21 protein-coding genes are annotated in these 26,089 nt (G+C 41.9%); 10 read left to right on the top strand and 11 right to left on the bottom strand.

All coding sequences use genetic code 11. From position 1 onward, the window contains the following. Positions 1-2: 2 nt before the first annotated feature. Positions 3-2,003, top strand: coding sequence for a V-type ATP synthase subunit I (locus OXIME_RS07910; protein ID WP_393971298.1), 2,001 nt, complete (start codon positions 3-5; stop codon positions 2,001-2,003). A 6-nt stretch (positions 2,004-2,009) separates the two neighbouring features. Here the strand turns inward: OXIME_RS07910 and egtD are convergent, their stop codons facing one another. Both egtD and egtB read right to left on the bottom strand, forming a co-directional pair. Further along, positions 2,010-2,975 carry an L-histidine N(alpha)-methyltransferase gene (gene egtD, locus OXIME_RS07905; protein ID WP_393971297.1) on the bottom strand — a complete coding sequence of 322 codons (966 nt, stop codon included), beginning with the start codon at positions 2,973-2,975 and terminating at the stop codon, positions 2,010-2,012. After that, positions 2,975-4,234, bottom strand: coding sequence for an ergothioneine biosynthesis protein EgtB (egtB, locus tag OXIME_RS07900; protein ID WP_393971296.1), 1,260 nt, complete (start codon positions 4,232-4,234; stop codon positions 2,975-2,977). The genes egtD and egtB overlap by 1 nt, the downstream gene beginning before the upstream one ends. 713 nt (positions 4,235-4,947) lie before the next feature. On the opposite strand from egtB, the gene OXIME_RS07895 reads away from it, so the two are divergent. The 3 genes from OXIME_RS07895 (at position 4,948) to OXIME_RS07885 (ending at position 8,866) form a co-directional block, all read left to right on the top strand. Beyond that, positions 4,948-7,551, top strand: a complete 2,604-nt coding sequence (locus tag OXIME_RS07895; RefSeq protein WP_393971295.1) for an MMPL family transporter — start codon at positions 4,948-4,950, stop codon at positions 7,549-7,551. A gap of 44 nt (positions 7,552-7,595) precedes the next feature. Further along, positions 7,596-8,372 (top strand): winged helix-turn-helix transcriptional regulator, encoded by a 777-nt coding sequence (locus OXIME_RS07890; protein ID WP_393971294.1) that lies wholly within the window; start codon positions 7,596-7,598, stop codon positions 8,370-8,372. A 74-nt stretch (positions 8,373-8,446) separates the two neighbouring features. Further along, the gene (locus OXIME_RS07885; RefSeq protein WP_393971293.1) at positions 8,447-8,866 is read left to right on the top strand and encodes a fasciclin domain-containing protein; all 420 of its coding nucleotides are present in this window, start codon (positions 8,447-8,449) and stop codon (positions 8,864-8,866) included. 16 nt (positions 8,867-8,882) lie between these two features. On the opposite strand, the gene OXIME_RS07880 is transcribed toward OXIME_RS07885, so the two are convergent. Next, complete coding sequence (locus OXIME_RS07880; RefSeq protein ID WP_393971292.1) at positions 8,883-10,538, bottom strand: thiamine pyrophosphate-dependent enzyme; 1,656 nt, start codon at positions 10,536-10,538, stop codon at positions 8,883-8,885. A gap of 130 nt (positions 10,539-10,668) precedes the next feature. Here OXIME_RS07880 and OXIME_RS07875 point away from each other — a divergent pair, with 130 nt between their 5' ends. After that, entirely contained in the window at positions 10,669-11,817 is a 1,149-nt protein-coding gene (locus OXIME_RS07875; protein WP_393971291.1) for an MFS transporter, read from the top strand. Here OXIME_RS07875 and OXIME_RS07870 read toward each other — a convergent pair whose 3' ends face one another. The 3 genes from OXIME_RS07870 to OXIME_RS07860 form a co-directional block, all read right to left on the bottom strand. After that, the gene (locus OXIME_RS07870; RefSeq protein ID WP_393971290.1) at positions 11,818-12,540 is read right to left on the bottom strand and encodes an ABC transporter permease; all 723 of its coding nucleotides are present in this window, start codon (positions 12,538-12,540) and stop codon (positions 11,818-11,820) included. After that, complete coding sequence (locus OXIME_RS07865) at positions 12,530-13,369, bottom strand: ABC transporter ATP-binding protein (protein WP_393971289.1); 840 nt, start codon at positions 13,367-13,369, stop codon at positions 12,530-12,532. Before OXIME_RS07865 ends, OXIME_RS07870 begins: the two co-directional genes overlap by 11 nt. A gap of 98 nt (positions 13,370-13,467) precedes the next feature. Next, the gene (locus tag OXIME_RS07860) at positions 13,468-14,916 is read right to left on the bottom strand and encodes an MFS transporter (RefSeq protein WP_393971288.1); all 1,449 of its coding nucleotides are present in this window, start codon (positions 14,914-14,916) and stop codon (positions 13,468-13,470) included. Between the two features lie 243 nt (positions 14,917-15,159). Between OXIME_RS07860 and OXIME_RS07855 the strand changes: the two genes are divergently transcribed. Together OXIME_RS07855 and OXIME_RS07850 are read left to right on the top strand one after the other, a co-directional pair. Next, positions 15,160-16,140 carry an NAD-dependent epimerase/dehydratase family protein gene (locus tag OXIME_RS07855; RefSeq protein ID WP_393971287.1) on the top strand — a complete coding sequence of 327 codons (981 nt, stop codon included), beginning with the start codon at positions 15,160-15,162 and terminating at the stop codon, positions 16,138-16,140. After that, positions 16,127-17,167: an aminotransferase class I/II-fold pyridoxal phosphate-dependent enzyme gene (locus OXIME_RS07850; RefSeq protein WP_393971286.1), complete on the top strand. Its 1,041-nt coding sequence runs from the start codon at positions 16,127-16,129 to the stop codon at positions 17,165-17,167. The genes OXIME_RS07855 and OXIME_RS07850 overlap by 14 nt, the downstream gene beginning before the upstream one ends. Positions 17,168-17,181: 14 nt before the next feature. On the opposite strand, the gene OXIME_RS07845 is transcribed toward OXIME_RS07850, so the two are convergent. Both OXIME_RS07845 and OXIME_RS07840 read right to left on the bottom strand, forming a co-directional pair. After that, the gene (locus OXIME_RS07845; protein ID WP_393971285.1) at positions 17,182-18,393 is read right to left on the bottom strand and encodes an MFS transporter; all 1,212 of its coding nucleotides are present in this window, start codon (positions 18,391-18,393) and stop codon (positions 17,182-17,184) included. 1,188 nt (positions 18,394-19,581) lie between these two features. Further along, positions 19,582-21,414 (bottom strand): prolyl oligopeptidase family serine peptidase, encoded by a 1,833-nt coding sequence (locus OXIME_RS07840; RefSeq protein WP_393971284.1) that lies wholly within the window; start codon positions 21,412-21,414, stop codon positions 19,582-19,584. A gap of 42 nt (positions 21,415-21,456) precedes the next feature. On the opposite strand from OXIME_RS07840, the gene OXIME_RS07835 reads away from it, so the two are divergent. Next, entirely contained in the window at positions 21,457-22,107 is a 651-nt protein-coding gene (locus OXIME_RS07835) for a hypothetical protein (protein WP_393971283.1), read from the top strand. On the opposite strand, the gene OXIME_RS07830 is transcribed toward OXIME_RS07835, so the two are convergent. Beyond that, the gene (locus tag OXIME_RS07830; protein ID WP_393971282.1) at positions 22,102-22,533 is read right to left on the bottom strand and encodes a hypothetical protein; all 432 of its coding nucleotides are present in this window, start codon (positions 22,531-22,533) and stop codon (positions 22,102-22,104) included. The two genes, OXIME_RS07835 and OXIME_RS07830, sit on opposite strands and share 6 nt — an antisense overlap. Positions 22,534-22,648: 115 nt before the next feature. Here OXIME_RS07830 and OXIME_RS07825 point away from each other — a divergent pair, with 115 nt between their 5' ends. Together OXIME_RS07825 and OXIME_RS07820 are read left to right on the top strand one after the other, a co-directional pair. Next, positions 22,649-23,386 carry an SDR family NAD(P)-dependent oxidoreductase gene (locus OXIME_RS07825; RefSeq protein WP_393971281.1) on the top strand — a complete coding sequence of 246 codons (738 nt, stop codon included), beginning with the start codon at positions 22,649-22,651 and terminating at the stop codon, positions 23,384-23,386. 72 nt (positions 23,387-23,458) lie between these two features. Continuing rightward, the gene (locus tag OXIME_RS07820) at positions 23,459-24,667 is read left to right on the top strand and encodes an MFS transporter (RefSeq protein ID WP_393972268.1); all 1,209 of its coding nucleotides are present in this window, start codon (positions 23,459-23,461) and stop codon (positions 24,665-24,667) included. On the opposite strand, the gene OXIME_RS07815 is transcribed toward OXIME_RS07820, so the two are convergent. Together OXIME_RS07815 and OXIME_RS07810 are read right to left on the bottom strand one after the other, a co-directional pair. After that, positions 24,664-25,269, bottom strand: a complete 606-nt coding sequence (locus OXIME_RS07815; RefSeq protein WP_393971280.1) for an ATP-binding cassette domain-containing protein — start codon at positions 25,267-25,269, stop codon at positions 24,664-24,666. The two genes, OXIME_RS07820 and OXIME_RS07815, sit on opposite strands and share 4 nt — an antisense overlap. After that, positions 25,266-26,075, bottom strand: coding sequence for an ABC transporter permease subunit (locus tag OXIME_RS07810; protein ID WP_393971279.1), 810 nt, complete (start codon positions 26,073-26,075; stop codon positions 25,266-25,268). The genes OXIME_RS07815 and OXIME_RS07810 overlap by 4 nt, the downstream gene beginning before the upstream one ends. Positions 26,076-26,089: the final 14 nt, after the last annotated feature.

Genomic DNA, 26,089 nt, shown 5'->3' with positions numbered 1-26,089 from the left:
TTATGGTACTTTATCCTGAAAAAATGTCCAAAGTCAGGATCATCGGATCCAATTCAAAAAAGCATTTTATAATTTCATCAATACATGATGCGGGTTTCCTGCAGCTTGAGCCTGTTGACCCTGACATTGAGAAAATTCTTGACAGAGGAGTATCAGGGGATCAGTACAGAAAACTCTCCACTTTGCTGCAGAGATTCAGGAGTTATGAGATGGTTCTCCCACCAATAGAGGTTAAATCCAGAATGGAAAATGTCCCGCTTGATATACTCATGGAAGAAGCGGAAAAGATTAACATCAGCTCTGACCTGGAATCACTTAAAGACTCGGAGACAGACATACAGGGAGAATTGAAGGAGATTTCCATGAGGCTGCACGTTCTGGATCTCATTGAAGGGCTGAATTACGATCTCTCAATATACAATAATTCATTCATAACATCATACGTTGCAATAGCAAAGGAAGAAAAGATTCTGCCTGAAATGATAAAACAGAGGATTCCGGAGGCATCCATTTTTCCACTCCCATCCGGAAATTACATTGTTTCTATTCCAGAAAATCTTGAATCAGAGTTCGGGAAAGCGGCAACCGATCAATCATTCGATTTGCTTCACATACCCGTCATGTCCGGTTCTCCGGCAGAGTACAGATCAATGCTGATGGATAAGAAAAATAAGGCTGAGGAGGCATTGAGGGCTGTCAGGAATGACCTTATGGACATGTCAAGAACATATTATGAGAGGGTTGTTCAATACAGGGAAGCTCTAGAAATAGAGGCCCGTAAAATGGAGGTCTCGGAGAAGCTTCCATCAACAAAGAATGTATTTGTAATGGAGGGTTGGGTCCCTGCCAGGCGAGTCGATAAACTGAAAAAAGTTGTGGAAAGTACCTCAGCAGGGGCATCACTGGTAAGCATGGTTGAAACCAGTGAAGAACCTCCCACTCTTTTCAACAATCCCAGAAGATTCAGGCTTTTTGAGTTTTTTGTGAGATTTTACTCGCTCCCACAGTCCACTGAATTTGACCCCACCCTTATTTTTGGCATCATATTCCCAATATTCTTCGGCATAATGGTTGGAGACTGGGGTTATGGGCTAATAATACTTTTTGGTGCAATGTGGCTGGTGAAGAGGATTGATCATCCAAGGGCAAATTCACATATACCTAAAAAACTAAGTGCATTTGCCCTTACAGTACTTGGGAAAAATCCATTGAGAGTGCTTGGAAAAACACTTATTCCAGGTTCAATACTTGCAATAATAGTGGGGCTAATGTTCAACAATTTCTTCGGATTTCCAGTTCTTCCAGTAACACTATTCCAGACATCCACAGGCTTCTCTGGCACACACATAGGGGCATTTCCCCCTACACCTATTGTTATATTCCACGTCTCACTTGTTATACCGAAACTCCTTCTCCTTTCAGGTTACATAGGGCTGGCCATGGTGACATTTGGCCTGGTTCTCGGGTTCATAAATGAAGCAAGAAGGGGGCACAGAAAAGGATCGGTGGGGAAGATTGGATGGATACTGCTGGCATGGGGCATAGCCATAGTTGGTCTGAACCTTATACATCATGATACCTCTCTGAATCCGGCAGTCAGCCTGTCAACGCCAATAGCAGTTGGGATGATAATAGCAGGGCTAATTGTAATCCTGATAACAGAGAAGGGAAGAGGCGCAATGGAAATACCGTCCATAATAAGCCATGTGCTTTCATACACCAGGATACTTGGTATACTCCTGGCATCCGTTGTGCTTGCCCAGGTGGTAGATCTCATCTTCATGAAGGGTGTGGATAAATCTCCTCTTTTGGCCGTTGTAGGAATTATAATACTTATATTGGGCCAGTTCTTCAACCTTGTAATAGCGGTATTTGAACCTGGAATACAGGGGGCCAGGCTTCTATATGTGGAATTCTTCTCAAAATTCTATAATGGAAACGGGAAATATTTCAGGCCATTCCGATCTGTGAGAAAATACACAGTTGAAAACCAGGATAAGTAATCCCGTCTAAATCTTTCTGAGAAGAAACAGGCCAAAATAATCCTGGGGATCTTTCCATACCCTTTCCAAGGATAGATGGTTTCTCCTGGCCAGTTTTTCAAACTCCTCTATATCATATTTGTATGAATTCTCTGTATGGATGAGTTCTCCCTTATTGAATTTTATAAGGTTTCCATCCAGCATAACCTCCATTTCTTTCATGACTTCAAGGTGCATCTCAATCCTGCCCACCTTCCTATTGTAAAAGGCCACATGGCTGAAGCTGGAAACATCCAGAGAAGTTCCGAACTCCCTGTTAATCCTCGTTATAAGATTCAGGTTGAACTGTGCAGTCACACCCTCTGAATCGTTATACGCAGCCTCCAGTACCGACGGATCTTTTTTCAGATCCACCCCTATGACGATTCCATCCTCTGGACCCATCATGTCCATGACATTCCAGAGGAATGCGGAAGCCTCTTCAGGTTCAAAATTACCTATGGTGGAACCCAGAAAAAGGGCTATTATGTTTCCTGTAAGTTGAAGGAAGGGTATTTCAAAACGGGTTGTATAATCCACGCAAAGAGCTACAATGTTCAGGTGCGGATATTTTTCCGAAAGCCTTTTTGCGGTCTCTTCCAGCTGTGATGCAGAAATATCAAGTGGAACATATGTGGATATGCCATGGCAGTGGTCAAGTATCTCCATGGTCTTGCTTGATCCTCCACTACCGTATTCCACCAGTGCGCTTCCATTTTGGAAAAGCCTGCAAATCTCAGCTATATTGTCCTTTATGATCATTCTCTCCTTTCTGGTGAGATAATACTCTTCCAGTGTGGTAATCCTGTTGAAAAGTTCAGATCCTGTTTTGTCATAGAAGAACTTTGGGCTGATCTGCTTGGGTGTTTTCAGAAGACCAAGCACAATCTCCTCCCTGAAATGGGCAATTTTCGGTTTCATGTCTATAATTCTGAGCTTGTCCCTGGATTCCATCAGATATCACCGGCCAGCCTTATTCCACTGAATTCCCATCTCTTATCCGGCTGGAAGAAATTTCTGTATGTTAATCTTATATGATCCGCCGGCGTGACGCAGGAACCACCTCTGAGAACCATCTGGTTGGCCATAAATTTATGATTGTATTCCCCCACTGAACCTAGAAGAGGGGAACTTCCAGGGTAGGGAACATAGGGACTCTGTGTCCATTCCCAGAGGTCGCCAAGAACCTGCATGGATCCCTTATCTTTCTCAGCCAGAGGAAGAGGTCTGAGATACCATGAATCCATGAAATTTCCGTGATATAATTTTTCTGTTCCGGAGAATGCTACCTCCCACTCCTCCTCTCTTGGAAGCCTTTTTCCCGCCCATCTGGCATATGCATCTGCCTCATAGAAACTCACATGTGACACTGGATCATCCATATTGATATCCTGCAATCCTGAGAGTGTAAAGTTCTTCCAGCCATTTTCTTCCTCAACCCAGTAAAGGGGTGCTTTCCAGTTATTTTTTCTTGACGCCTCAATCCCATCTGAAAGCCAGTATACTGGATTTTGGTAACCACCATCCTCAATGAATTCCAGATACTCCCCATTTGTCACCAGTCTGTCCCCTATCTCGAAACCATTAAGCCATACATTATGCACTGGAGTCTCGTTGTCAAAAGAAAAACCGCTGTCTGAATGCCCAACTGCAAAAAGCCCTGCATCATGATGAATGTAGTTCATTTTTCCAGGTTTTGAAGTTGGTAAGGGTTTTGCCTCAACGTATGATGGAAAGGTTGGATTGTTGAAAAAATTGTACTTGATATCCATAAACATAAGTTCCTGATGCTGTTCTTCATGGTTAATGCCAAGTTCCATAATAGAAAGGGCCTCTTCTCCCTGCAAAACATCAATATGCGATGAAATAGCGTTTTCAACCCTCATCCTATATTCTAAGATCCTTTCGACTCCTGGCCTTGACTGGGTGCCCCGCAAAGCTTTAGGAAAATAGCTACCAACAGTTTCGTAGTAAGAATTGAATAGGTAATCAAATGACCTGTCAAAAACTGTATAATCCGGTACAAATTTTTTCAAAAGAAACTTTTCGAAGAACCATGTGGTATGAGCAAGATGCCACCTGATGGGACTTGCATCATTCCCACACTGTATGATCATATCTTCCACTGAAAGTGGTTCAATAATCTTAAGTGTTCTTTCCCTAACCTGGTAAAACTTATTGAAAATATCTGAGTTTTCCTCAGCAGTTCGCATTTATGTAAAATACAATTCCTGATGATAACAATTTCGGATAACACGGGTTGACTATCAGAATGCGAATCAAGTTGAGATCTATGTGACATCCCCCAGCTAAAGCAGGAGGCTTCTTTTTTCTATAAACGAAATCCCCCTTTTTGGCATATATCCAATCTACATTATATTTGAAAATACCCCCTATCTTTATCAATCCGGCATTCCTAATGTTGATGGATGCACTGAGATCCATGTACATTGAGATAAAATACACATTGCAATAACATGTCCTGACTGAAAGCCTCAGTTCATGTTTTATATTTCCACAGCTTGAATATATCTGTAATGGGTACTGGATTAATCATTACAAAATATGCAGCAGCATCTCGCTTAACAGTTAAATCTTTTGACATCATCACACTTAAATAAAACTCTATTAAGTAAAAGATATATTGACAATATGCCTGCATAAACTGGACCAATAGAAACATTCTCCAGCTTATTGATCTAAATGTTACATAAATTTTCAGAAACAACCCGATTTAAGCTTCACCTGACCATAGGTGTTTTCCTTATAGATTTATATAGTTCTTATACCAAATGCAGCGCATTGTCAAAAAGTTTCATGGACTTGTAATCCTAAACATAGCAGCATCAATGGATCTTATGATTAAAATAATCTGTAAAAATTTTTTTTATCAAGAAATATAACCTCATACCAATGAAGGGATATCATGAACTTTCCAAAATGGCTAATAAAGCACAGCAAGGCAGTTATAATAATATGGATTGTTGCTACTCTTGCATCTGTACCTGCAGTTATGTCATATTCACACTATCTGAGCTACTCCAATTCAGTATCCACATCTTCAAACAGTGAATCGCAGAGGGCTCAGAACATACTTTCCAGTCAGTTTCCGCAAAATCAGTCTTTAACAGTTGTGGTGAATGAAAATCCTTTCATGAAGGGAATAGGCGCCAAAACCATCTCACTTCAGGAAAAACTTCTGAATTCAGGAATAAAAAACCTTACAAGTACAACATCGCCCTTTACCCAGTATGCAACTCTGATAAATGATGAAATAGGAGGTCACAGGTCGGCAGTCATATCACTATATAATGGTTTCAACTCCTCAGCCTTTCAGGTCTATTCTTTCCCGTCTGCCTTTATGAAAAATTTCTCCAGCAACCTGACTGTCTGGAAAGTAGCTGAAAAATCAGGATACAACGGATCAGCCTATGAGAAGGGTTTTCTCTCATCATTCAACAACACCAGTTCCAGCAGCCCTATTCAGTCAAGAGTTCAGACCTCTATTGTAGATAGTACTGATATCAATCTTCTCAAAAACAATCAGCTATTCTACAGCGCGGTTTTGAATTACACCAACGTTTCCCAGTATCCTCAGGGAATTATCAACAGTTCGGCCTCATTTATATCTTCATATATTGGGTATAATATATCATCTCAACTTCTGAATGCCATTATACAGAAAGGGAACACAGGCATAAATTATGTGGACATGTATGGGCTTATGGGGGCTCCGTCATTCATCACCTCACAGTATGTGAGTCCCGACAACTCCACATTCCTAATCTCATTGGTGTTCAATGTGAAAAGCGGATATATTGGTCCCAATGACTTCTATCCCGCTGAGGTTGCCACGCCAAACATTACCACAATAACACATAGCTACTTCGGGAATAATGCCAATGTCACCGGAAACGGTGCAATATCATACCAGAGCAAACAGCTTTCTTCAAGTTCAGGTGCATTCTTCGGGTTTATTTTCGTTGCGCTTGCCATTGCAGTCTTCATAACACTTGTATCATACAGATCGGCAATTATCAACCTGATTTTTGTATCAATTGCCACCCTTCTTGGATACGTTTCAATATTCATCACCGGCATTCTGGTCAGTCATGTGAACTATGTTGTCAACTATACACTGACAGCGGTTCTTCTGGGGGTTGCCACGGATTACTTCGTATTCATAGTGGCAAGATACAGGCAGGAGAGAAGAGAAGGCAGGACTCATGAGGAAGCTCTGGAGACTGCATCCACAAGGTCCAGAAGATCAGTTATAATCAGCGGAATAACTGTTGCAGCAAGTCTGGCAACCTTTTCATTCGTACCTGGATACAGGACATGGGGAACAGTTTTGTTCACAGCAATAATGCTCACCCTTCTCCTTGTTTCAACACTTCTCCCATCGGTGCTTTCCATATTTGGAAAAAACCTGTTCATGAAAAGGGGAATGAAACCTCTGAAAGAAAACTACCATAAGGATTCGATGTTCTACAAGGCATCAGGCATATCAACAAAACACAAGTTTGCTGTTGCGGCGGTTATAGTCCTTGTTGCAGCTCCTGCAATGTATTTCTTCTTCACCCTTCCAACGACATACAACTTTGAAACAGGACTTCCTTCAACAGTGTCAAGTGTATCGGCACTCAACGAGATCAATTCAAAATTCGGGGCGAATATTTTATATCCAGTTTACGTAATCGTTCCACTGCACAACAGTTCCCTCCAATCGGTTTCAGACAAATCAACGCTGCAGAATCTTTCAAAGTCTCTTCTCTCCATGAAGGGGGCGGAAAAGGTTGTTGGACCATACAGCACCGGTACATCATTTTCAGCATCGGCGAACTATTCCTCCTATATCACAGATAATGGAAAATATGCCTACTTTTCAGTATACACATCCTATGATCCATATACACCTGCTGCCATCAACTTTGTATCGCATCTCAGGGACAACAGTTCACTCATAGTGGGGGGTCTTACCTCAGGAGTAATAGATGAGAGGAACCAGAGCAATCATACCTATTTAGAACTGGCCGTACTAATCGTGGCAGTCATTGCTGTAATACTCTTCATATCATTTAGGTCAATAAAGTACCCAATAATCTCCCTGAGCGGTGTATTCTTCAGCATATCATGGACAACCGCCATACTTTATGTGATATCACATTATCTCTTGCACGAAGCACTGATCTACCTCATACCCATAATACTGTTCGTTATACTAATGTCCCTTGGAAACGATTATTCAGTATTCATAATCTCCAGAATAAGGGAGAACCAGGGAAAATACCAGCATGATGAAGCCATCGGAAGAGGTATGGTGGGTTCCGGAAAAGTTGTGACATCCCTGGGCCTCATACTGGCTGTATCACTGGGTTCTTTGGCCCTTATACCTGTTGGTTTTCTCCAGCAGCTGGGAATTGCATTCGTCATCTCGCTGATAATAGATACCTTCGTGGTGAGGACATTCTACTTCCCTGCGATGATTGCCATCCTGAGACCCGGAATTAAAAAATCATCGGGAAGATAAAGATTCAGTAAGATTAATGTCCAATATGGGTATGTCAGAAACAGATGGATGCAGAGGATAAAAAAATTATATATTATTTATTGAAAGACGGAAGAATGCCTCAGAGAAAAATTGCATCAAGCATAGGAATTTCTGCTCAGGCACTCAACTACAGAATGAAAAAACTTATTGATGACGGCATACTCAAGAAGTTCGTTCTGAGGGTCCATCCAAATTTTTACGGAAGGAGAAACGGATTTGCAGCATTCATAGGAGATGGGAAATATGATGGAGATGTTGTTTCAAAATTCCACTGCCTTGAGAAGATAAATCTTTACGAGTTTGATGGCATTGGGCTGGATGAAGTGGAATCGAAGATCGATAATGCGGTCAAGGTTCTCGGGGAACCCATAATGAAATATATTCCTCCACCAATAGACTCAGAAATAACTCCGGGAAATCTTGATAAGGGCATTCTTGAAATATTGAAAAAAGATCCAAGAATAAAACTTTCAGACATAGCACAGGAACTTGGCGTACCTTACATGACAGCAAAGCGGAGGCTGGATCTCATGAAGTCAAGAGGCCTTGCTTCGGTTGTTCCTCTTGTGGACCTGTCCAGGGGGGATATAGTTATTTTTTCATTATTTTCAAAAAAATTCAGCATTCTTAAGCCACTGCTGGAGGATTACAGTCTCTTTTTTGTTTCAGATGAGGAAAATGGCATATTTGTATGCTACTCAGACAACCTTTCAAATGCCAAGGCTGCAATAACAAGGGTTAGGGATATAGATTCGGAGGCTGAAGTTATGATAATATATGAATACGAATTCTTTCATTAGACAGGTGAAGTAAAAAATTTTTTTATAATTCTTTTTGAAACTGGGATTAATTCTAAGTTCAGATGCAAGAAAGGATGCTAGAAAATAACAGTAAAATTCCATCCCGGAAATTTATTGACTTGATAAGAGAATCAGGGCTGGAAAAAGAGATCAGAAGGGGAATTCCCGTCACTATCTTCCTTCCAAACAGTGAAGCACTTTCAATGGTCCCGGAGGAAGAATTCAATACCGTTTCCAGGGAACCTGAGAGGCTGAAGAGCCTTCTTAAGTACCATATAATAAGAGGGGAGATAAGTGTCAGGGACATGACAAATCTTCTTAAGGACAGGGAATCGGCAAAAATTATAACAGTCGAGGGGACACCCATAATAATGAGGCAATGTGGAAAAAACTGCATTAAGGTAAACGATGCAAAAATAATCGGATCCGATATGAAGGTCCTGGATTTCAATATTCACGTGATAGACAGGGTTCTTGTACCGGAAAAATTATGATGTGGTAATATGGTTATCAGTCAAGTTTTTCCCTGAGAAGTGAAGTAACGTAACCCTTCATCTGCTTGAACTGAAGTTTTGGTGGCATTGGTGCTTCCTTTGAGCTTATTACCACATCCACTACCGAGGGATCATTCCTTCTGGAGAGTGCTTCCATAACCGCCTTATCCAGATCCTCAGGTTTTTCAACGCGTATTGAGTGTATTCCAATACTTGCGGCTATCTTGGCAAAATCAAGGGGTTGGAGATCCACTCCATACTCTGGGAATCCCATTACCTCCTCCTCAAACTTTATCATTCCAAGCATTGAGTTGTTGAAGACGAAAAGCTTCACCGGTCTGTTGTATTTCTTTATTGTTACCAGTTCCATCATGGTCATTGCGAAGCTCCCATCTCCTGAAAGTGCTATGACCTGCTTTCCAGATGCATATGAGGCACCAACGGAACCGGGTATTCCTATGCCCATGCTTCCAAGCCAGGAGGAATAGGTGAACCTTCTTCCTGCATTTGTCCTGAAGTTTCTGACTCCCCATACGGTAACATTCCCAGTGTCAACAATTATGTCTGCGTCTTTGTCAGCATGCCTTGATATTGCTGCGGCAAGCGCTTCAGGTTTGATTGGAACATCTTTGGAATTTTCTGCCTTCTCAAGCGCCTCAATCCATGATTTCTTTGAGTCCTGCAGATCCATGTAAAATTTCTCATTTTTTTCGGCCACATTCAGGCCCTCCAGAAACTGGCCTGTATCTGATATAACCGGTATGTCTGATCTCCTCCTTTTTCCAATTGAATTTGGATCTATGTCTACCTGTATTGTCTTTAGGTCCTCAGGTATGAACTGTATGTACGGGTAGGACGATCCCATCATGATAAGAAGGTCTGCACGTTTCATGGCTTCGTATGAGGGTCTGGTTCCAAGAAGCCCCAGGCTTCCCATTACCTTTTTATCAAGATCATCTAAAATTCCTTTACCATTGAGGGCATAGATTACAGGCGCACCAATTTTTTCAGAAAGTGCATCTATAGCGGGGCCGTATCCTCTTGCACCCTTTCCTATAAGGATCACGGGCTTCTTAGATTGGTTTATGGCATCATTTACTTTCTCAAGATCAGGATTGAATTTGAGTATGGGATAGAAATCATCAGTAATTTTCTCAGGTTCGTCCGACTGGAGTCGCAGTACATCTGCAGGAAGGGTAAGGTGAGAAACCCCTTTTTTCATAAGTGCTTCTCTGTGTGCCCTCAGGACAAGGGACTGTGATCTTTCAGGACTCATTATGGTGGTGCTGTAAACTGAAACATCCGCAAAAAGGCTATCCAGTTTAACCTCCTGGAAATAGTCTGTGCCTATCAGGTCCGTCTCCACCTGACCTGTCAGTGCAATAACGGAGGCATGATCCATCTTTGCGTCATAAAGACCGTTTAGGAGATGTATTGATCCTGGTCCAGAGGTGCCCATGCATACAGTCACCTTTCCAGTCAGTTTGGATTCAAAGGATGCAGCCAGTGCTGCCCCCTCTTCATGCCTTACCTGGATGAACTCAATTTTATCCTCATGCCTTCTTATGGAATCCACAAGAGGATTCAATGAATCTCCAGGGAGCCCGTAAATTCTATTAATGCCCAGGTCAATGAGGGTCTCAATAATAACATCAGATACTGTTCTTGACATATTTTCATATCTTATCAAGACTTAAAATATTTGCTAACAGGAAAATTATAAAAAATTCTCTTTGAATACAAGCAGGGATCAGAGAGGCAGATAAAAACTATCATGTATAATGAGATGCTTTAAGAGGGAAATGCACAAAACAACATACGAACTCTCTGCATCAAAATCCTTGAGGTCATTCATATTTACGACACTGGCTGTCTCATCACCATTCTATCTTTTAAGTCTGGGTTATAACAGCATCGAGATAGGTATTGCACTCTTTGTCAGCATGGTTTCCTCAACCATGTTCGTTTACCTTTTTCCAGCCATAAAGATAAAAAACAGAACCAGGGCTTTTACACTGGCCACACTTCTTTCCATTTCACTGGTTATCCTTATTTTTTACCATAGCATAATATTCTACATTGTTGCAGTTATTGTTGGAGGGATTTCACTCAGCGGAAGAGATCTTACTGCCAATCTGGCAATTGAGCAGTATACCATCAGCCATTATGAGGTAGACAGGCGATCTAAAAACCATGCATTCTCAATTTACAATTTCTCATCATACGGTGTCGGGGCTGCTGCATCTGCAAGCCTTCTCATTTATCGAATTCCCGACTATAATCTCCTGTTTCTCATAGACTTGGTAATGGCAGTTGCACAGTTCATACCTTACGCTATGGTTAAATTTCCGGATATTGAGAAACAGAAAATCAGAGTTGCTATGGATGAGAAAACATCAGGAAATGTAAGGTCAATGAAGTACCTGTTCTCCATGGATGCTTTGGGTGGTGGGCTTGTAAACACAGCAATTCTATCTCTCTGGTTCAATTATGTATACCACATAACTCTATCTGAGGCAGGCATAATCTTCCTGGTTGTTAATATTGTAACTGCTCTTTCAATACTCATTTCATCTAAACTGTCAAACAGGATGGGTGTGGTGAGAACCATGGTCTATACCCACCTGGTCAGCAATGTATTCCTCATACTGATACCAGTATATCACAGTCTCGTTGTAAGTGAGATATTTCTATTTCTCAGGCAGACAACCAGCCAGATGGATGTACCTGCAAGGGACAGCTTCACAAACACAATAATCCCAGGAGAATACAGGTTAAAAGCAAATTCTGTATTCAACAGCGTCAGAACAGGTTTTCAGGTCCCCGGCCCACTCATATCATCCATACTAATAGATGTTCTGCCCTCCACAGTATTCTACTCTGCAGGATTGATAAAAGTGGGTTATGATCTCCTCTTTTTCAGTAAGTACAGAGATTTCAGGGAGGCATGACTATTTTTCTCTCCACCTGGTGAAGTATTTTGCAAGGGAGAGATATACGACGGTCTCACCTAGCAGCACAAATATCATTGTATAGAACTGGGGAGAAAGCCCAAATGTCCCCTGTAGAATTATTGCAGCTGGAGTTGCAGGTGAAATTGCCAGAAAGTACAGAACATCTTTTGGCAGGAAGGTATAGGGATAGAATGTAGGGGGCAGTATTGTCATTATTATTGAGAGAATGCCAGTGATGCCCCACACATTTCTTATGTGCTTAATGGCACCGGCTATAATGAATGATATTGCAGATGTTGAAAGGGTAAGCATGACCAGTACACCTATCATTATCAAAATCCTTATGGGACTGAAAAGGTGGTATAGAACAGCGAGAACTGAATAAAGTGCCAGGCCTGGAACTGTAAAGAGAAGAAAGCTCAGGGTGAGTCCAATCATGTAGTCTATGGAGGATATGCTTGTCGCTATGAAAAGATCCTGGATCTTGGCCTGAAGCCTGAGGAAGGCTGCATCTGATGCACTTGTCAGGCCGTTTGACGCCACAAGGGTAACAAACCCTCCCACCACTGCATACTGGACAAGAGTTCCATTGGAAAGCACATATACAAGGAACAGAAGTGTCAGTGGTGTGGTTATAGATGCTATTACATATGAAGGCCCCCGCCCTATAACACGAAAACCATAGTACCATGCAAAGTATAGGGAGAATTTAGGATTCAATGCTTACTCCTCTCAGTATGAATATATCGTCCAAAGTAACCTTCTTCACAGTGCATCCCAGGCGGAGATAATCCGGGGCCTCCTTTTCATCTATATACTTCACATAGGTATTGCTGATCCTTATGGATCCATCCAATGGATTATGGCTCTCAGCCCTGATTTTTCCTCTGAATCGTGAAAGGAGTTCCTTTACCTCACCTCTTTCGATAACAAGGCCTCCTTCCACCATGAATACCTCCTGTGAAAGTTCCTCTGCCTCTTCCATATAATGGGTTGTCACTATGAGGTTGCTCTCCAGTTTCCTTATGGAAGACCACACTTCCATTCTTGAAACCGGGTCCAGGCCTGTTGTGGGCTCATCAAGAAAAACTGAGTCAGCATTTGAAGCTATGGCCATTGCCACGAAAATCTTTCTCTTCGTCCCTCCGGACAGAGTGTCGGATGGTTTATCCTTATATTCAAACAATCCAAGGCTGTCCAGTGCATTCAGGGCCTCTTTCCTTGCATCTCTGTACTGGAATTTTCGGGCAAGAAGATATAGGGTGACATGTTCCATGGGGGTGAGTATGCCAATTGGGGTTGCCTCCTGAGGTATGCTGCATATTTTCTTCCTTACTTCCAGTGTATCCCTTATCACATCAAGGCCATCGATGAGAACCTGGCCGGATGAGGGTTCCAGCTGAGTTGAAAGTATCCTCATAAGGGTTGTTTTTCCAGCACCGTTCCTTCCAATAACCGAAGTTATTCGTTTTCCGATTTCAGCATTAATACCCTTCAATGCCTCTGTGCCATCGCTGTATTTTTTTCTGACATCGTTTATCTGAATCATATTAGATCTCCCCATGAAATTCAACTTTATTTTTTGTGCATATATAGTGTATATATTAAATACAATTAATCATACCATTGTTCTCTCCATGTTAAAAGTCATCTCTTTCCCTGGTTCCATGCTTTTGTAATCTCTTCATTCTTTACTGTTCCGGGATTTCTGCTCTTTACAAGGGAACTCAATCCTGCCACTATAAGTATTGCAAAGCTTGCAATCAGTGCTGCATGAATTCCAATCAGGAATTTTGTTGAAACGCCACCCTGAAGTTTTGTTGTACCAAGAAAAACCTCAAAGGTAACATATCTTGGAACAGAGAGTGCTGCTATTGATATGGCAATTACGTAGCTGAAGAGAGTACCTATGTTGGACAATGTTCTAAGCAAGCCTGAAATGGATCCGTAAAGTTCTCTCGGTGCACCGGACATTACTGCGCTGTTATTGGATGGCCAGAACATTGCACCGCCGAATCCGGTAACTATGGATCCTGCAATAACAAGGTAAAGTGTAGATCTAACCCCCATAAGAAGATAGATCAGGATTCCGGCAGCCATCATGAAGATTCCAGTGCTGGCCATTACCCTGGGCCCAAATTTATCAGAAAGCTTTCCCATTTTTGGGGCAAAGAGACTGGATATGATGTATCCGGGCACAAGCAGAAGTGAAGAATCCAGTGGGCTAAATCCCCTTACCCCCTGAAGATACATTATTAGTATAAAAAGTACTGAAAGATAGCCCACTGCCTGAAGAGTCGCAGCAAGAAGTGAAAATGTCAGTATTCTCTCTTTGAAAGCTTTAAGGACTATAAGTGGATCTCTTACCCTTCTTTCAACCAGAACAAATGGAATAAGCATGGCAATGCCCACTATGACAAGAGACAGATTTAAAGCCTGCACTCCATTTCCTGCAATTTCCACCGCACCGTATGATATGAGAGAAAGAAGTGTAATAAGTATTGCTGTGCCTGGGTAGTCTATAGTAGTCCCGGTTCTTTTGTCATCCCTTATGTATTTCAGGGCAAAGAGGAATCCTATGATCCCTATGGGGATATTGATGTAGAATATGAATCTCCAGCCTATGAATGTTGTAATGATTCCACCTAGTACTATTCCAAGTGATCCCCCTATGGTCCAGCCCATGCTTGTTATGCCGAAAGCCTTTCCACGATCCTGGGGAGGAAAGTGGTCGGCCACTATCGCGTTGCTGTTTGCTTGAAGAAGGGCAGCACCGAATCCCTGAAAGCCTCTAGCACCTATAAGGAAGAAAACATCCGGGGCAAATCCGGATGCTGCAGATCCTATTATGAATACCAGAAAACCCAGATTGAAAAGCCTTCCTCTGCCATATACGTCCCCCAGCCTACCCAGCTGTGTGGTCAGCGCAGCAAGAATCAGAAGATAGATCAAGATCACCCAGATTGTATCCAGAAATGGGGCATGGAGTTCATCTGTAATAGTGGGAAGAGCAAGTAATACTATTGTCGTATCAATTGCTGACATCAGCATTCCTATGAGGACACTGGCCAGTACGAGGTTCCTGTGTTCAGCCATTTTCATCACCTTGGGAGTCGGTGCACTCCAGCGAGGTCGGGTCACCTCAGCGCCTCATTGGATACTAATCTATCAACAATTTTAAGTGTTAACAAGAGGCTCCCTTTAATTATATCCCATTATTTAAACGTTCCAGAATAAGTTATACCTGGAAACAGTCTGTAAATTCATACTGCCGGTAAGAATATGCTGATACTCTCCGGAAATGTGAAATAATTAATACATCAGGAACATGATTGTATAATGATAACAGGGAAGCGTATACTTATCACTGGCGGTGCGGGTTTCATAGGGTCAAACATGGTGGAGGAACTTTCAGAAAACAATGATCTTACTGTAATGGATAACCTTTCAAATGTTGATGATCGTTATATTAAAAAATATAATGGGAAGAAAGGCTTTAAGTTTCTCAATGGTGACATAGCGGATGAAGATGCTTTTTCAAAGGTAGATCCGCAAGATATGGTCATTCATCTTGCTGCAAATTCAGATGTGCGCGGTGGTTCCAGAGATCCAGTTGTTGATTTTGTAAACAACGTACAGGGGACCATGCTTCTTCTGGAATACATGAGGCGTACAGATACTGCTGAAATACTGTTTGCATCAAGCTCCACCGTTTACGGAGAGGCTACAGTGCTCCCAACACCGGAGGACTATGGGCCATACATGCCAATTTCATCCTACGGCGCTTCAAAGATGGCCGGTGAAGGATTCATAACTTCATATTCCCATTATTACGGCATAAAGGGTACAATATTCAGGTTTGCAAACATAGTGGGAAAAAACTCTACCCATGGGGTAATTTTCGATTTCATAAACAAGCTGATGAAGAACAATCAGTCACTTGAGATACTTGGAGACGGAACACAGAGAAAATCATATCTCCATGTGTCGGACTGCATAAAATCCATGCTGTATGTACATGAAAGGTCAACGAAAACTGACATATACAATCTGGGGAACAGGGAAACCACCTCAGTCATGAAGATTGCGGATTACGTGGTGAAGGGAATGGGCCTGAAAAACGTGAAATACAACCTTAAACCGGGCAAAGACGGAAGAGGATGGAAGGGTGATGTGAAGGTTGCCCAGCTGAAGGTAGACAAAATGTTCTCCACAGGATGGAAAAACAGGTTTAACAGCGACGAATCGGTAATTCAAGCCGTGAGGGAAACGCTTGATCAGATGGGAAATTCAGGGGTGAAACAAATTGAAAGATCTTAATGTAGACATCTTCACATGGATACGAAAGAACATTGCCAGTTGCAGGTACAATCTGGTGGGAAGTGGCTTCAATGAGCCAGTTCTTGAAAAGTTCGGAATCGATCTTTCCTATGACAGTTACCGGAAAGATTCCAAAGACGCACCATCTATGTTCAAGAGGGCGGTTGCAGATCTGTATGGGCTGGAAGAGGAAAATGTCATATCGACCGCTGGAGGCACAGGAGGCATTTTTCTAGCAAACGCATACCTGCAGGGACGGGTGAAAAAAATGTTCATACCGGCTCCTGAATACGAGCCTATGTACAGGGTTCCGGAATCGCTGGGGATTAAGGTTGATTACAGGACGCCTTCAATTGATGAAATCCGGAAATCAGAGGATTCAGGCTTTGAATTTACAAATCCCAACAATCCAAAGGGAACAATGATTGATAAGGACTATCTCAATTCAATACTTGAAGAGGCAGATCAGGGCACTTTAAAAATCTATTCCGATGAAACGTTCAGGGCATTCAGCAATGAAAATCCACCAGGTTCAATTTTCAACGGAAATGAAAACGTAATAGTTTCAAACACCATGACAAAATTCTATGGTCTGGGTTCATTCAGAGTAGGATGGATAGCTGCAGGGGGAAAAGTTTCCCAGGAGATTGGGAGGATAAAAGATCTGGTCACAGCAGAAAATTCAGGATACAGCCTGTGGGTTGCATCCCAGGCACTGAAGAACAGGAAAAAATTCCAGGAATATGCAAGGCCTCTGCTGGACAAAAACCGATCGATACTCAAGGAATTTGTTGAATCTAGGAACGATCTTACATGGATCAATCCGGAATTTGGTTCAATAGCATATATTGAATACAAAGGGAAAACCAGTTCTTTGGATATTGCAAAAAAAGCAATGGAAATGGAAAAGGTTCTCATTGTTCCAGGTGAATATTTCAACCACAACCATGGGTTCAGGATATGCTATACATGCACCTCTGATGTTCTCAAAGAGGGTCTTGAAAAACTGGGAAAAGTCATAAGCTGATCAGGGAAATACCTTCAGACAGCTGTGGCTAATGGGCTTAAACCCTTTAAAGCCTCTCTTCTGAAGGCAAGAAACATAATCATGGATACAACGCCAAAAACATCCATGATGCCCCATGAAACCAGGTATCTGAAAGGCAGAAGGAATATTATAATGGAACCAACAACCGGTCCAAGAACATTTCCTGCACTCCAGAATGAGCTTTTAACCGATATGTAGAACCCGAGTTTCCTTAAAGGGGCAAAGCTTCCTATAATTGCATTTTCAAGTGGTGCAACAATATCCTCCCCCAGGCTGTATATGACAATCAGGCCAACCAGTGGAAGAAAAGCATTGGAAAAACCTGCGATTATAAAGGCAATCATATACAGAGCTATGCCTGCAAACATGGATGCCATATCTCCTATCTTTGAGAAAATACGGTTGATTAGTAACTGCCCTGCAACAACAACAAGTCCGTTGAGTGAGTAGATATATCCATACTCAGCTATTGTAATGCCTCCAGTGCTGAACGCAAAGACAGGAAGGGATACCTGTACCTGTGTTCCCATCATTGCCAGAAACATCACGGAAAGAGAGAAGAAAAGTAGTTTTCTGTTTATGCGTGAAGCCACGCCAGTAAAGGCCTTTGTATTGTTAGGGCTGGGCAAATCCCGATTTCTTGCAGGGGTTTTAACAAGCAGGATCAGAACAATAAGCTCAAGCAGCCTGAATATTGAAGCAAAAAGGAATATGTCACTGAATCTGTATAATGAGATAATTGATCCGGCAATAGGCCCTATAATGAAACCCAGGTTGAAGATTATCCTGAAGATGCCAAATGTTTCCTTCATGGGGCTTCCCATTGATGATTTTGTAATTAGAGAATAATACGGTGAATATGTAAGGGAACTACCCAGGGATGCCATTACATAGGCTGTTATCATCAATATTATGCTAACGCCAGAAGAGACGAAAACCCATATTGCAAAATAGAGGATAAATGATACAAAGAGACCGGCTGTAATGGTGATCTTCTCCCCATGCTTATCCGAGATGCGTCCCCCAATGGGTTGAAATATCATTCCTGTAAGATATGTTATTGAAAAAATAACTCCAATAACATATGGTGACAAGTTTTCCACCGAATAAAGAAAAAGGGCCAAGAAGGGGATTACAGATCCCATTCCTATAGAACCGGTGAACCTTGCAAAGCCAGCCCTCCAGAGAATGGAATTGTCAAGCATCAGTCCATTTCTCACCCTGCCTGATATTAATTTTTTACGTATTTTAATTAACACATGAGTTAATCAATTACGGTATATTTTAACCATATGGTTAATATAATTAATAAAATGAGTTGACAACACCCAGAACCATAAGAACATCCAGGCCCTTGTAATATTTAAAGAAGGATTTCTATCTCATCCTCCGGTGGTTCAATTCATCTGCAATAGAAAGTGATATGGGTTTTGCCATGAGATTCACGCGCCGAAATCCTTAATTGTATTCAGGAAGGTGGCATAAACAACCATTTATGAGGTCTTGATATGCACAATCATCTGTCTCCAACATACTTCTTAACAATATTTGCGCTTGTTCTTTTATTACTAACCGGTCTATAATAGACTTTCCTACTCTTTCCTAGCCGTATTGCTTATCACGAGTGTTCTGCATACTTTATAAATAGTATAAATGTGAACTTTTGCCCATTACAAAATTTGCCATATTTGTTTATGAAATAATGGTAATTTTCCAAACGTCCATGTAGGCCATAGAATACCAAGAAAAACCTAAATCTATCTATTAACCGCCATTGATTTTACCTCACTTTCCGGATCAAATGGCACAGGAGGCATAATATCAGGAATGCCAGGCAATCCAATGACAGTGTACGGTTCCAACTACACAATTTCCTATTGCCAGAAATCAAGGCAATAACGTTCGCCTACGATGGAGGTTTATAATCATTCTAACATCCGGTTGATTATTATAATGCAACTGCCATAGTTCAAACTTCAGGTAAGCGATTCATAAATTGGCTTTCAATTTCCGTCATTATATATTAACAAAAAGCAGTCAATAAAAGCACTTTGTTTGAACATGTATATAGATGTGCAACAACTGTAAGGGATCAGTCTTCCAAGTCAGCCTTTACATCCAGTGAAACACCACTTCACTTTACATCTTGATCCGTCTGAAGCCTTCAGGCAAGGCATTATTGCCCTCATTGAACTCTTTTCTCCTTTTTTTGAGGTTACACAGATCTGTAAATAACTAATGGAAAGAGTTCTTCCATTTTTCTTTTTAAAATGTTTCCAGCAAAGCCTGAACATTTGTCTGATTTATATGGAATTTTTAACTTTTTGTAGAATCCAGTAGACTATTCCAAGTTAAACTTTTGAAAGATGAGATTTGGAAATGAAAATATAAGTTCAGAGATTTTCCTGAAGCATTTTCAACGTTTCAACCATGGATTGCTTGATGTGGAGTTTCTCCTGGAATCCGTGTCCCTCCCTTGGAAATATAAGGAATCTTACATCCTTTCCATGATCTTTCAACGCCCTGTAAAACTGGAAATACTGTCCTATTGGAACAGAAGGATCCTCTTTTCCATGCATGAGGAGAACCTTTGCCTTAACGTTTTCAACATATCGAAGTGGAGAAAATTTTACAAATTTTTCATAAACGTATGGGCTTTCGCCATACTGTATTGCGTCCCACTCAGCTATGTTTGTTGTGCCATGGAAGCTCACCCAGTCACTTATCCCGAAGAGGCCTATTCCCACCTTGAAAATGTTGCTCTGGGTAATAGCCCAGGATGTCATGAAACCGCCGTATGATCCTCCGGTTATGCCTATTTTTTCAGGATCAATATACCCTTTTTCTCCAAGGAAATTAATTCCCGCCAGTATGTCCTGGAAGTCCATTCCTCCCATGTCCCCCCGGTTGAGTTCTGCATATTTTCTCCCTTTTCCAGTACTTCCCCTGTAGTTTGGCATGAATATGGAGTATCCCTTTGGAATCAGGTGGGAATATCTGTCCAGGAAAATCTCTTTCGAAGATGAGGTTGGTCCGCCATGAACATAAACGACAAGGGGTTTTTTCACTCCAGCACTTCTGAAAAGCCCATATATCTCAAGGCCATCAGTCCCTTTCCAAGTAATGGTTTCCCATGGGTATGTTTTCAGGTCCTCCAGATCAGAGTTGACTTTAGTTACTTTTTGGGATTCTCCTGTCCTAAGGTCAACCCCCATTATCTCCGGAGGCAAATCACTGCTGGAGTAGACAAAAAAAGCCTTATCCCGGTTGATGACGAAGGAAGGTGCAAAACCTGGAAAAACGCTTCCTTTCCCAGACCAGACTTTCTTTTTCCCGTTTGAAAAATCTTTCAGTTCAAATGTTCCCATGTTTTCAGAAAGGGAGTAGAAGGAATCATTTCCAGACCATGAAACGCACGAATAGCTAACTGGATCTGATGCAGTGAGGTTTTCAGTTTTGCCTGTGGAAAAGTCATGCATAACCACATCCCCTGAAGTTACACCACGGTCACTCCACAAAGATTCAAGAAATGCAACCTTCTTTCCATCTGGAGATACAAACGGCAGTGCAATCTGCCCCCTCTCAGGCTGATATACCTTTTTCCAGCTGCCATCATGTTTCATACTTATGAGGTAATTATTGTACCACGACCCTTCTCGGTGGCTGTCTGAAGCCACTGCTGCTATACTCCCTCCTGCACAATCAAATTCCCAGATCTGCAGTTTATCATCAACTATTGAGAATCCCCCACGGAAGGTAAAGCTGAAAAGCCTTCCAACAGGATCATTTTCTTCAAAGAAGTAGCCATCATCACCGTTGTCGGCATCCTTCCCGCTTTCCGGTTCAATCTCCAAAAGGAACAGAAGAGATTCATTATCCACCCACTTATAGCTTATGATCTTTCCTTTTGCGGCTATAGACTGTTCAGATAAAGTCTCAGTATTTACAGTATTGAAGAAACTTTCAGAATTCTTCTGAGAAACATAGGAAAGTGTATGTCCGTCCGGTGAGAAAGCAGTCTGTACATTACTTGAATCCTTCTTTCCAAACTCCCTTTCAGTCCCATCTGAAAGGTTTTTCAGGTATACCATACTGCGACTCCCTTTTTTAAAATCTCTGTAAGTGTTGGAAATGGAATAGGCTATAAACCTACCATCCGACGATGCAGAAAGGCTGCCAATATTTTTCATCCTGAAATAATCATCCATCTCAACTTCTCTCTTCATTCAGTAGAAATATTTCTGTAGTTCTTTAATTTAGCCATTCCAATGGAATGGTCAACAATCATATTCACAGGCAGAGTAGAAAAAACAAATCCATTGATGTTCAGGGACAGGTCATACATGCTTCTTCCATCTCCCGGCCAGGAAAACATCTTCCAGGTTGATTCCATAGGGGAGATGAGGTATTTCTATATAGGCAGCTCCTCTGCTTCAGGCCTGAGAACAATGGAAAGATTCTATTCGCTTATGTACATGTGCTCGGTGGAACCCTCGTCAGATCCTGGAATAAAGCAACGCAACCTGACCTTTTACAATTCATTGATGAACTGGAGAAGAAAAGCCTTCTATTCCCCAGGGTTCATGAAAAGCCTCATTGACATACCTTTTTTCTTTGGGAATGTGGAGTCATCATACAGGATTTCCCTGAGGTCTTACAGAAACAGAAGGAGGAGAGGGCTTTCCTATAATTTTACCCTTTCAGTTTCAAGTAATGCTGAGATAGAGCATATGGAAAACATAGAATCCTTTCTTGGAATGAAGATGTGGGAGATAAGAAGAGATCATAAATGGAGGATGAAAAAGATGTCAGGGCCTAAAAGGATGAACTCATCCATTCTCAGGGAACCATATAATCTTGTCAATTTCATGAGGGTTCCTGTGGAGGACGACATAGTCCTGGAAGTCCCAGGATTATGATTCTCCGTAAATAACCATTCTGAAATTGGGGTCAGATTTAATAAGTTCGTTTACAGCATTCTTTCTTGCTTTATCATCAAGTACAGACAGGTACTGGTCTATGAGGTCTCTGTAGTTGCGTAGATCCGTCTCAAGAACCTTGATCACTCTTCTCACACTTTCCTTATTCGGTATCATAACACTGCTAAGGCCAATCAGAGATGAATAATAGTAATATTTCGCCAGATAAGGGTCGTTAAAAAAGGTCTTCCGTCCATCAACCACAACATTGATCCCTTCAAGCTCCCTGTACATGAATATGTCAGAACCGTTTTCAATCTCCATCTCCCCCACCACCTTGAAACCTTTCAGGTATTCTTCCGGGAAAGCCCTGAACCTGACGTTTGTCCTGATTTTATCCAGAACCTGATCATATTCCAAAGACATGGACCAGATATGAGATCAACTGCATTTAAAAGCTTTTCAATGAGACCGCTTAAGAATGTTTGCAACAAAAACATTCTGCAATAAAGAATTTATGCCATGTATCAATAATTGCACCATGAAAAAGGGTTTCGCACTGGTAACCGGATCATCAAAAGGACTTGGAAAGGCAATTGCAATTGAACTTTCAAGAGATGGATGGGATCTGATATTGCATTACAATTCAGGAAAAGAGGCTGTCACAGAGGTGGATAAACTGTGCAGGGATCAGGGCTCAGAGACCATGGTTATTCAGGGCGATCTCTCATCGATAGGCGGGATAGATTCCACCTGCACAGATATCAGGAACATGGGCATCAGATTAAAAGGAATTGTTAACAATGCCGGTATAAGCCTTCCAGGGAATATCAGCACAATCACCCAGGAGGCATGGGAAAGGGTGCTGGATGTGAATTTAAGGGCTCCAGTATTCATTGTAAACAGACTTTCAGGAGTGATTGAAAAACCAGGATCTGTGGTAAATATAAGTTCTGCAGCCGCAATTAAGGCAGGACTTTCAGCTATAGCCTACGAGGCCAGCAAAGCTGCCCTGGTTCATGCTACCAGGTCAATGGCTGTAACACTTGCTCCAGGAATAAGAGTCAATTCAGTAGCGCCTGGATTTGTAAAAACTGATATCAACAGAAAGAGATGGGAGGACAGATCATTTTATGAATCCATATCAAAGGCCACTCTCCTTGGAAGATGGGGGAACCCTGAAGATGTGGCAAAGGCAGTGAGATTTTTGATGTCGGAGGATGCATCATATATCACCGGGGAAACTCTGGTTGTTGATGGTGGAATTACCCTGAGATAAAACATGGAAATCTGAAATGCAAAATTATAGGGTGCCTGTGCATACTGGGAAACGTGGTCTTCCTTGAATCAGGTGAACAGAAGACTGCCTGTCGTAATCCAGAGTCTTCTTTTTATGGTTTTAGGAAATTTTACATTTTCCTCATATGCGCCTCTGGCCCCATTTATAAAGAACGCATATCTTCTCAATTCAACTGAACTGGGACTTATAACCAGTATAATTTTCATAGGTTCATTCTCAGTGTCATTCCTTTCCGGTGCCTTTGTAGACGGATTGGGGCCATCAAGGGCAGTGAAGATATCCTTTGCGGTTATGGCATTGGGTTCTCTTACAGCTGCACTGTCCCATTCATATGTCCAGCTTGTGATGGGATTTTACGGCATAGGCTTTGGATACGGCCTCATAACACCATCCACCAACCGTGCAGTTATGGAAGAGTACTATCCACATCATGCAACACCTATGGGTGTCAAGCAGTCAGGAGTGCCCATTGGTGCAGCACTTTCAGCAGTGGTTCTTCCAGTTTTAGCCATTCATTTTGGCCTCCAGTGGTCTTTTGTGGCCACAATTATAATAGGCGGGACAATCGCTCTTCTCATACCTTCCGGAAAAGTTAAAAATACTGAAACGAGGAGACAGAAAGGCTACCTTAGGCAGGTTCTCGGTGCAGGCCGGAACAGATCGCTTCTTGTTATCAGTCTATGCACGGCCTTTCTCTCATGGGGGCAGCAGTCCATTCTCACATATTACGTTGTATTCCTGGAGCAGAGGGGGTTTGCAATAATCATTGCTGAGATATTCCTAGCACTGCTTCTTTCAGGAGCTGTTTTCGGAAGGCTGTTCTGGGCATCAATAAGCAGTAGAATTTTCAATGGAAACAGATTGAAATCGCTTGTCCTGATCATGGTTATTTCTTCAGCGCTTTTCATCTCATTCCCAACAGTGTCGGTATCGATTTTTGATGCAGGTTTCATAGCGTTCTTTGTAGGCATGTCCACAGTGGGATGGAATAGCGTATATGTAACACTTATTTCAGAGATAGCACCCAGATCAAAGGTCGGCCTGTTTAGTGGACTAAGCCTTATGGTGATAAGCGTGGGTACAATACTTGGTACGCCATTTGCAGGTTTCATACGAGACAGGACCCACTCCTATGTGGTTATGTGGCTTACACTTGGAATTGCTCTGTTCAGTGCAGCTATGTTTCTTCTTTTCATGGAGTTGAGGTACAGAATTTACCATGTTGACAGGAAGGAAACGGATTTTGTGTCTGAAGCCTAAAAAAGCCTTTCAGATATTCCATGCATCATTCTGTAAGTATGGTCTGATACCTCAGAATCTTTTTCATCCTGTGTAACAAAAATAAGGTCAATTCCAAATCTCCCTGCATAGTCCCTCATATTCCTAAGAACATGGTTCTTGTCATCAAGGTTGGAGAGTGCCTCATCGATGGCTATCACCTGTGGCCTGGCCAACAAAGCGGTTCCTACGGCCACTCTTATTTTCTGCCCCATACTGAGGGTTTTAACTTTTCCCCCGAAATTAATGCCCATAATATTCCTTATTTCCTCTGTGTCAGCATCTCTTCTCCTGCTATTTTTCCCTTTTAAGAAATGTATGAGGTGTTCCTCCACTTCCATACTGGGAAAGTAACTGTCCTGATTTATGAATACTGCTGATCTCTTCTGTGGCTGCAGGAAGGTAACGTCTCTGTTGTTTATGACTATGTGGCCACTGTCAGGTATAATAAAGCCACACATCATGAGAAGAGTAGTTGTCTTTCCGCTGCCATTTTTTCCCTGTATGCATATTGTCCCCTCATCTTTTATAGAAGGTGAAATGGTTATCCTGCCAAGGGCTTTAGAAACATTAATTTCTATCATTGCCTCCTCCCTATTATTCCGCTCTTCAGCAATCTGGTTATCCCAAGTATTGCCATTGAAACAATTATCATGAGGGCTGCTGCAGTAACAGCAACGTCGGGACCATAGTATCCGTAATACTGGTAGATGAGCACAGATGCAGGTTCCACACCTTTGAAAGGGCCGGCAAGGATGTAGTAGGCAAGGATGGCAATGGATCCGAACTCGCTCATTGCCCTGCTCATTGCTGTAAGGGTGGCAGATGCCAAATCCCTAATGGTTGCGGGCACCACAACGGAATAAAGGACGCGAAGCCTGGATGATCCAAGCGAATAACCCAGCATTTCGTGGTATCTGTTCATTGAAGAGAACACGGACTGTGCCGATCTTATATAAACGGGGGCAGAAATGAAGGATAGGGCAACAATAAGGCCCTGTAAGCTGTCAAAAAAATTAATGCCTATTGATGAGAGAAATCTTCCAAATGGTGTTATGGGGCTGGCAATGATCAGGAAAGCTATGCCCACGATTGGATGGGGAATTGATGCCGGTATATCGGAAGCTGTCTCCATAAGATTGTTCTGTTTCCGTGCAAGATTGAAAGCCAGTGGTGTGAATACAACAAAGACGATGAATGCTGAGATTGAGGAGGATATTACGGTAAGTTCAATGGATTTAAAAACAGTGCTGCTGAATCCAAGTGCATCTCTGTATACGACAAATCCGAAATACAGTATGAAAAGTATTGGGATTATGAGCAGTGCTATTGTAATGTACGAAATTATGGAAAGTGCATCTATATTCCCTTTGAATCCATTCCTCTTCATAGACTTCATTCAGG

This window comes from Oxyplasma meridianum, from assembly GCF_038024865.1.
Taxonomy (GTDB): domain Archaea; phylum Thermoplasmatota; class Thermoplasmata; order Thermoplasmatales; family Thermoplasmataceae; genus Oxyplasma; species Oxyplasma meridianum.
Note: the sequence above shows the minus strand (reverse complement) of the source record. Positions and strands in the feature narration are given on the sequence as shown.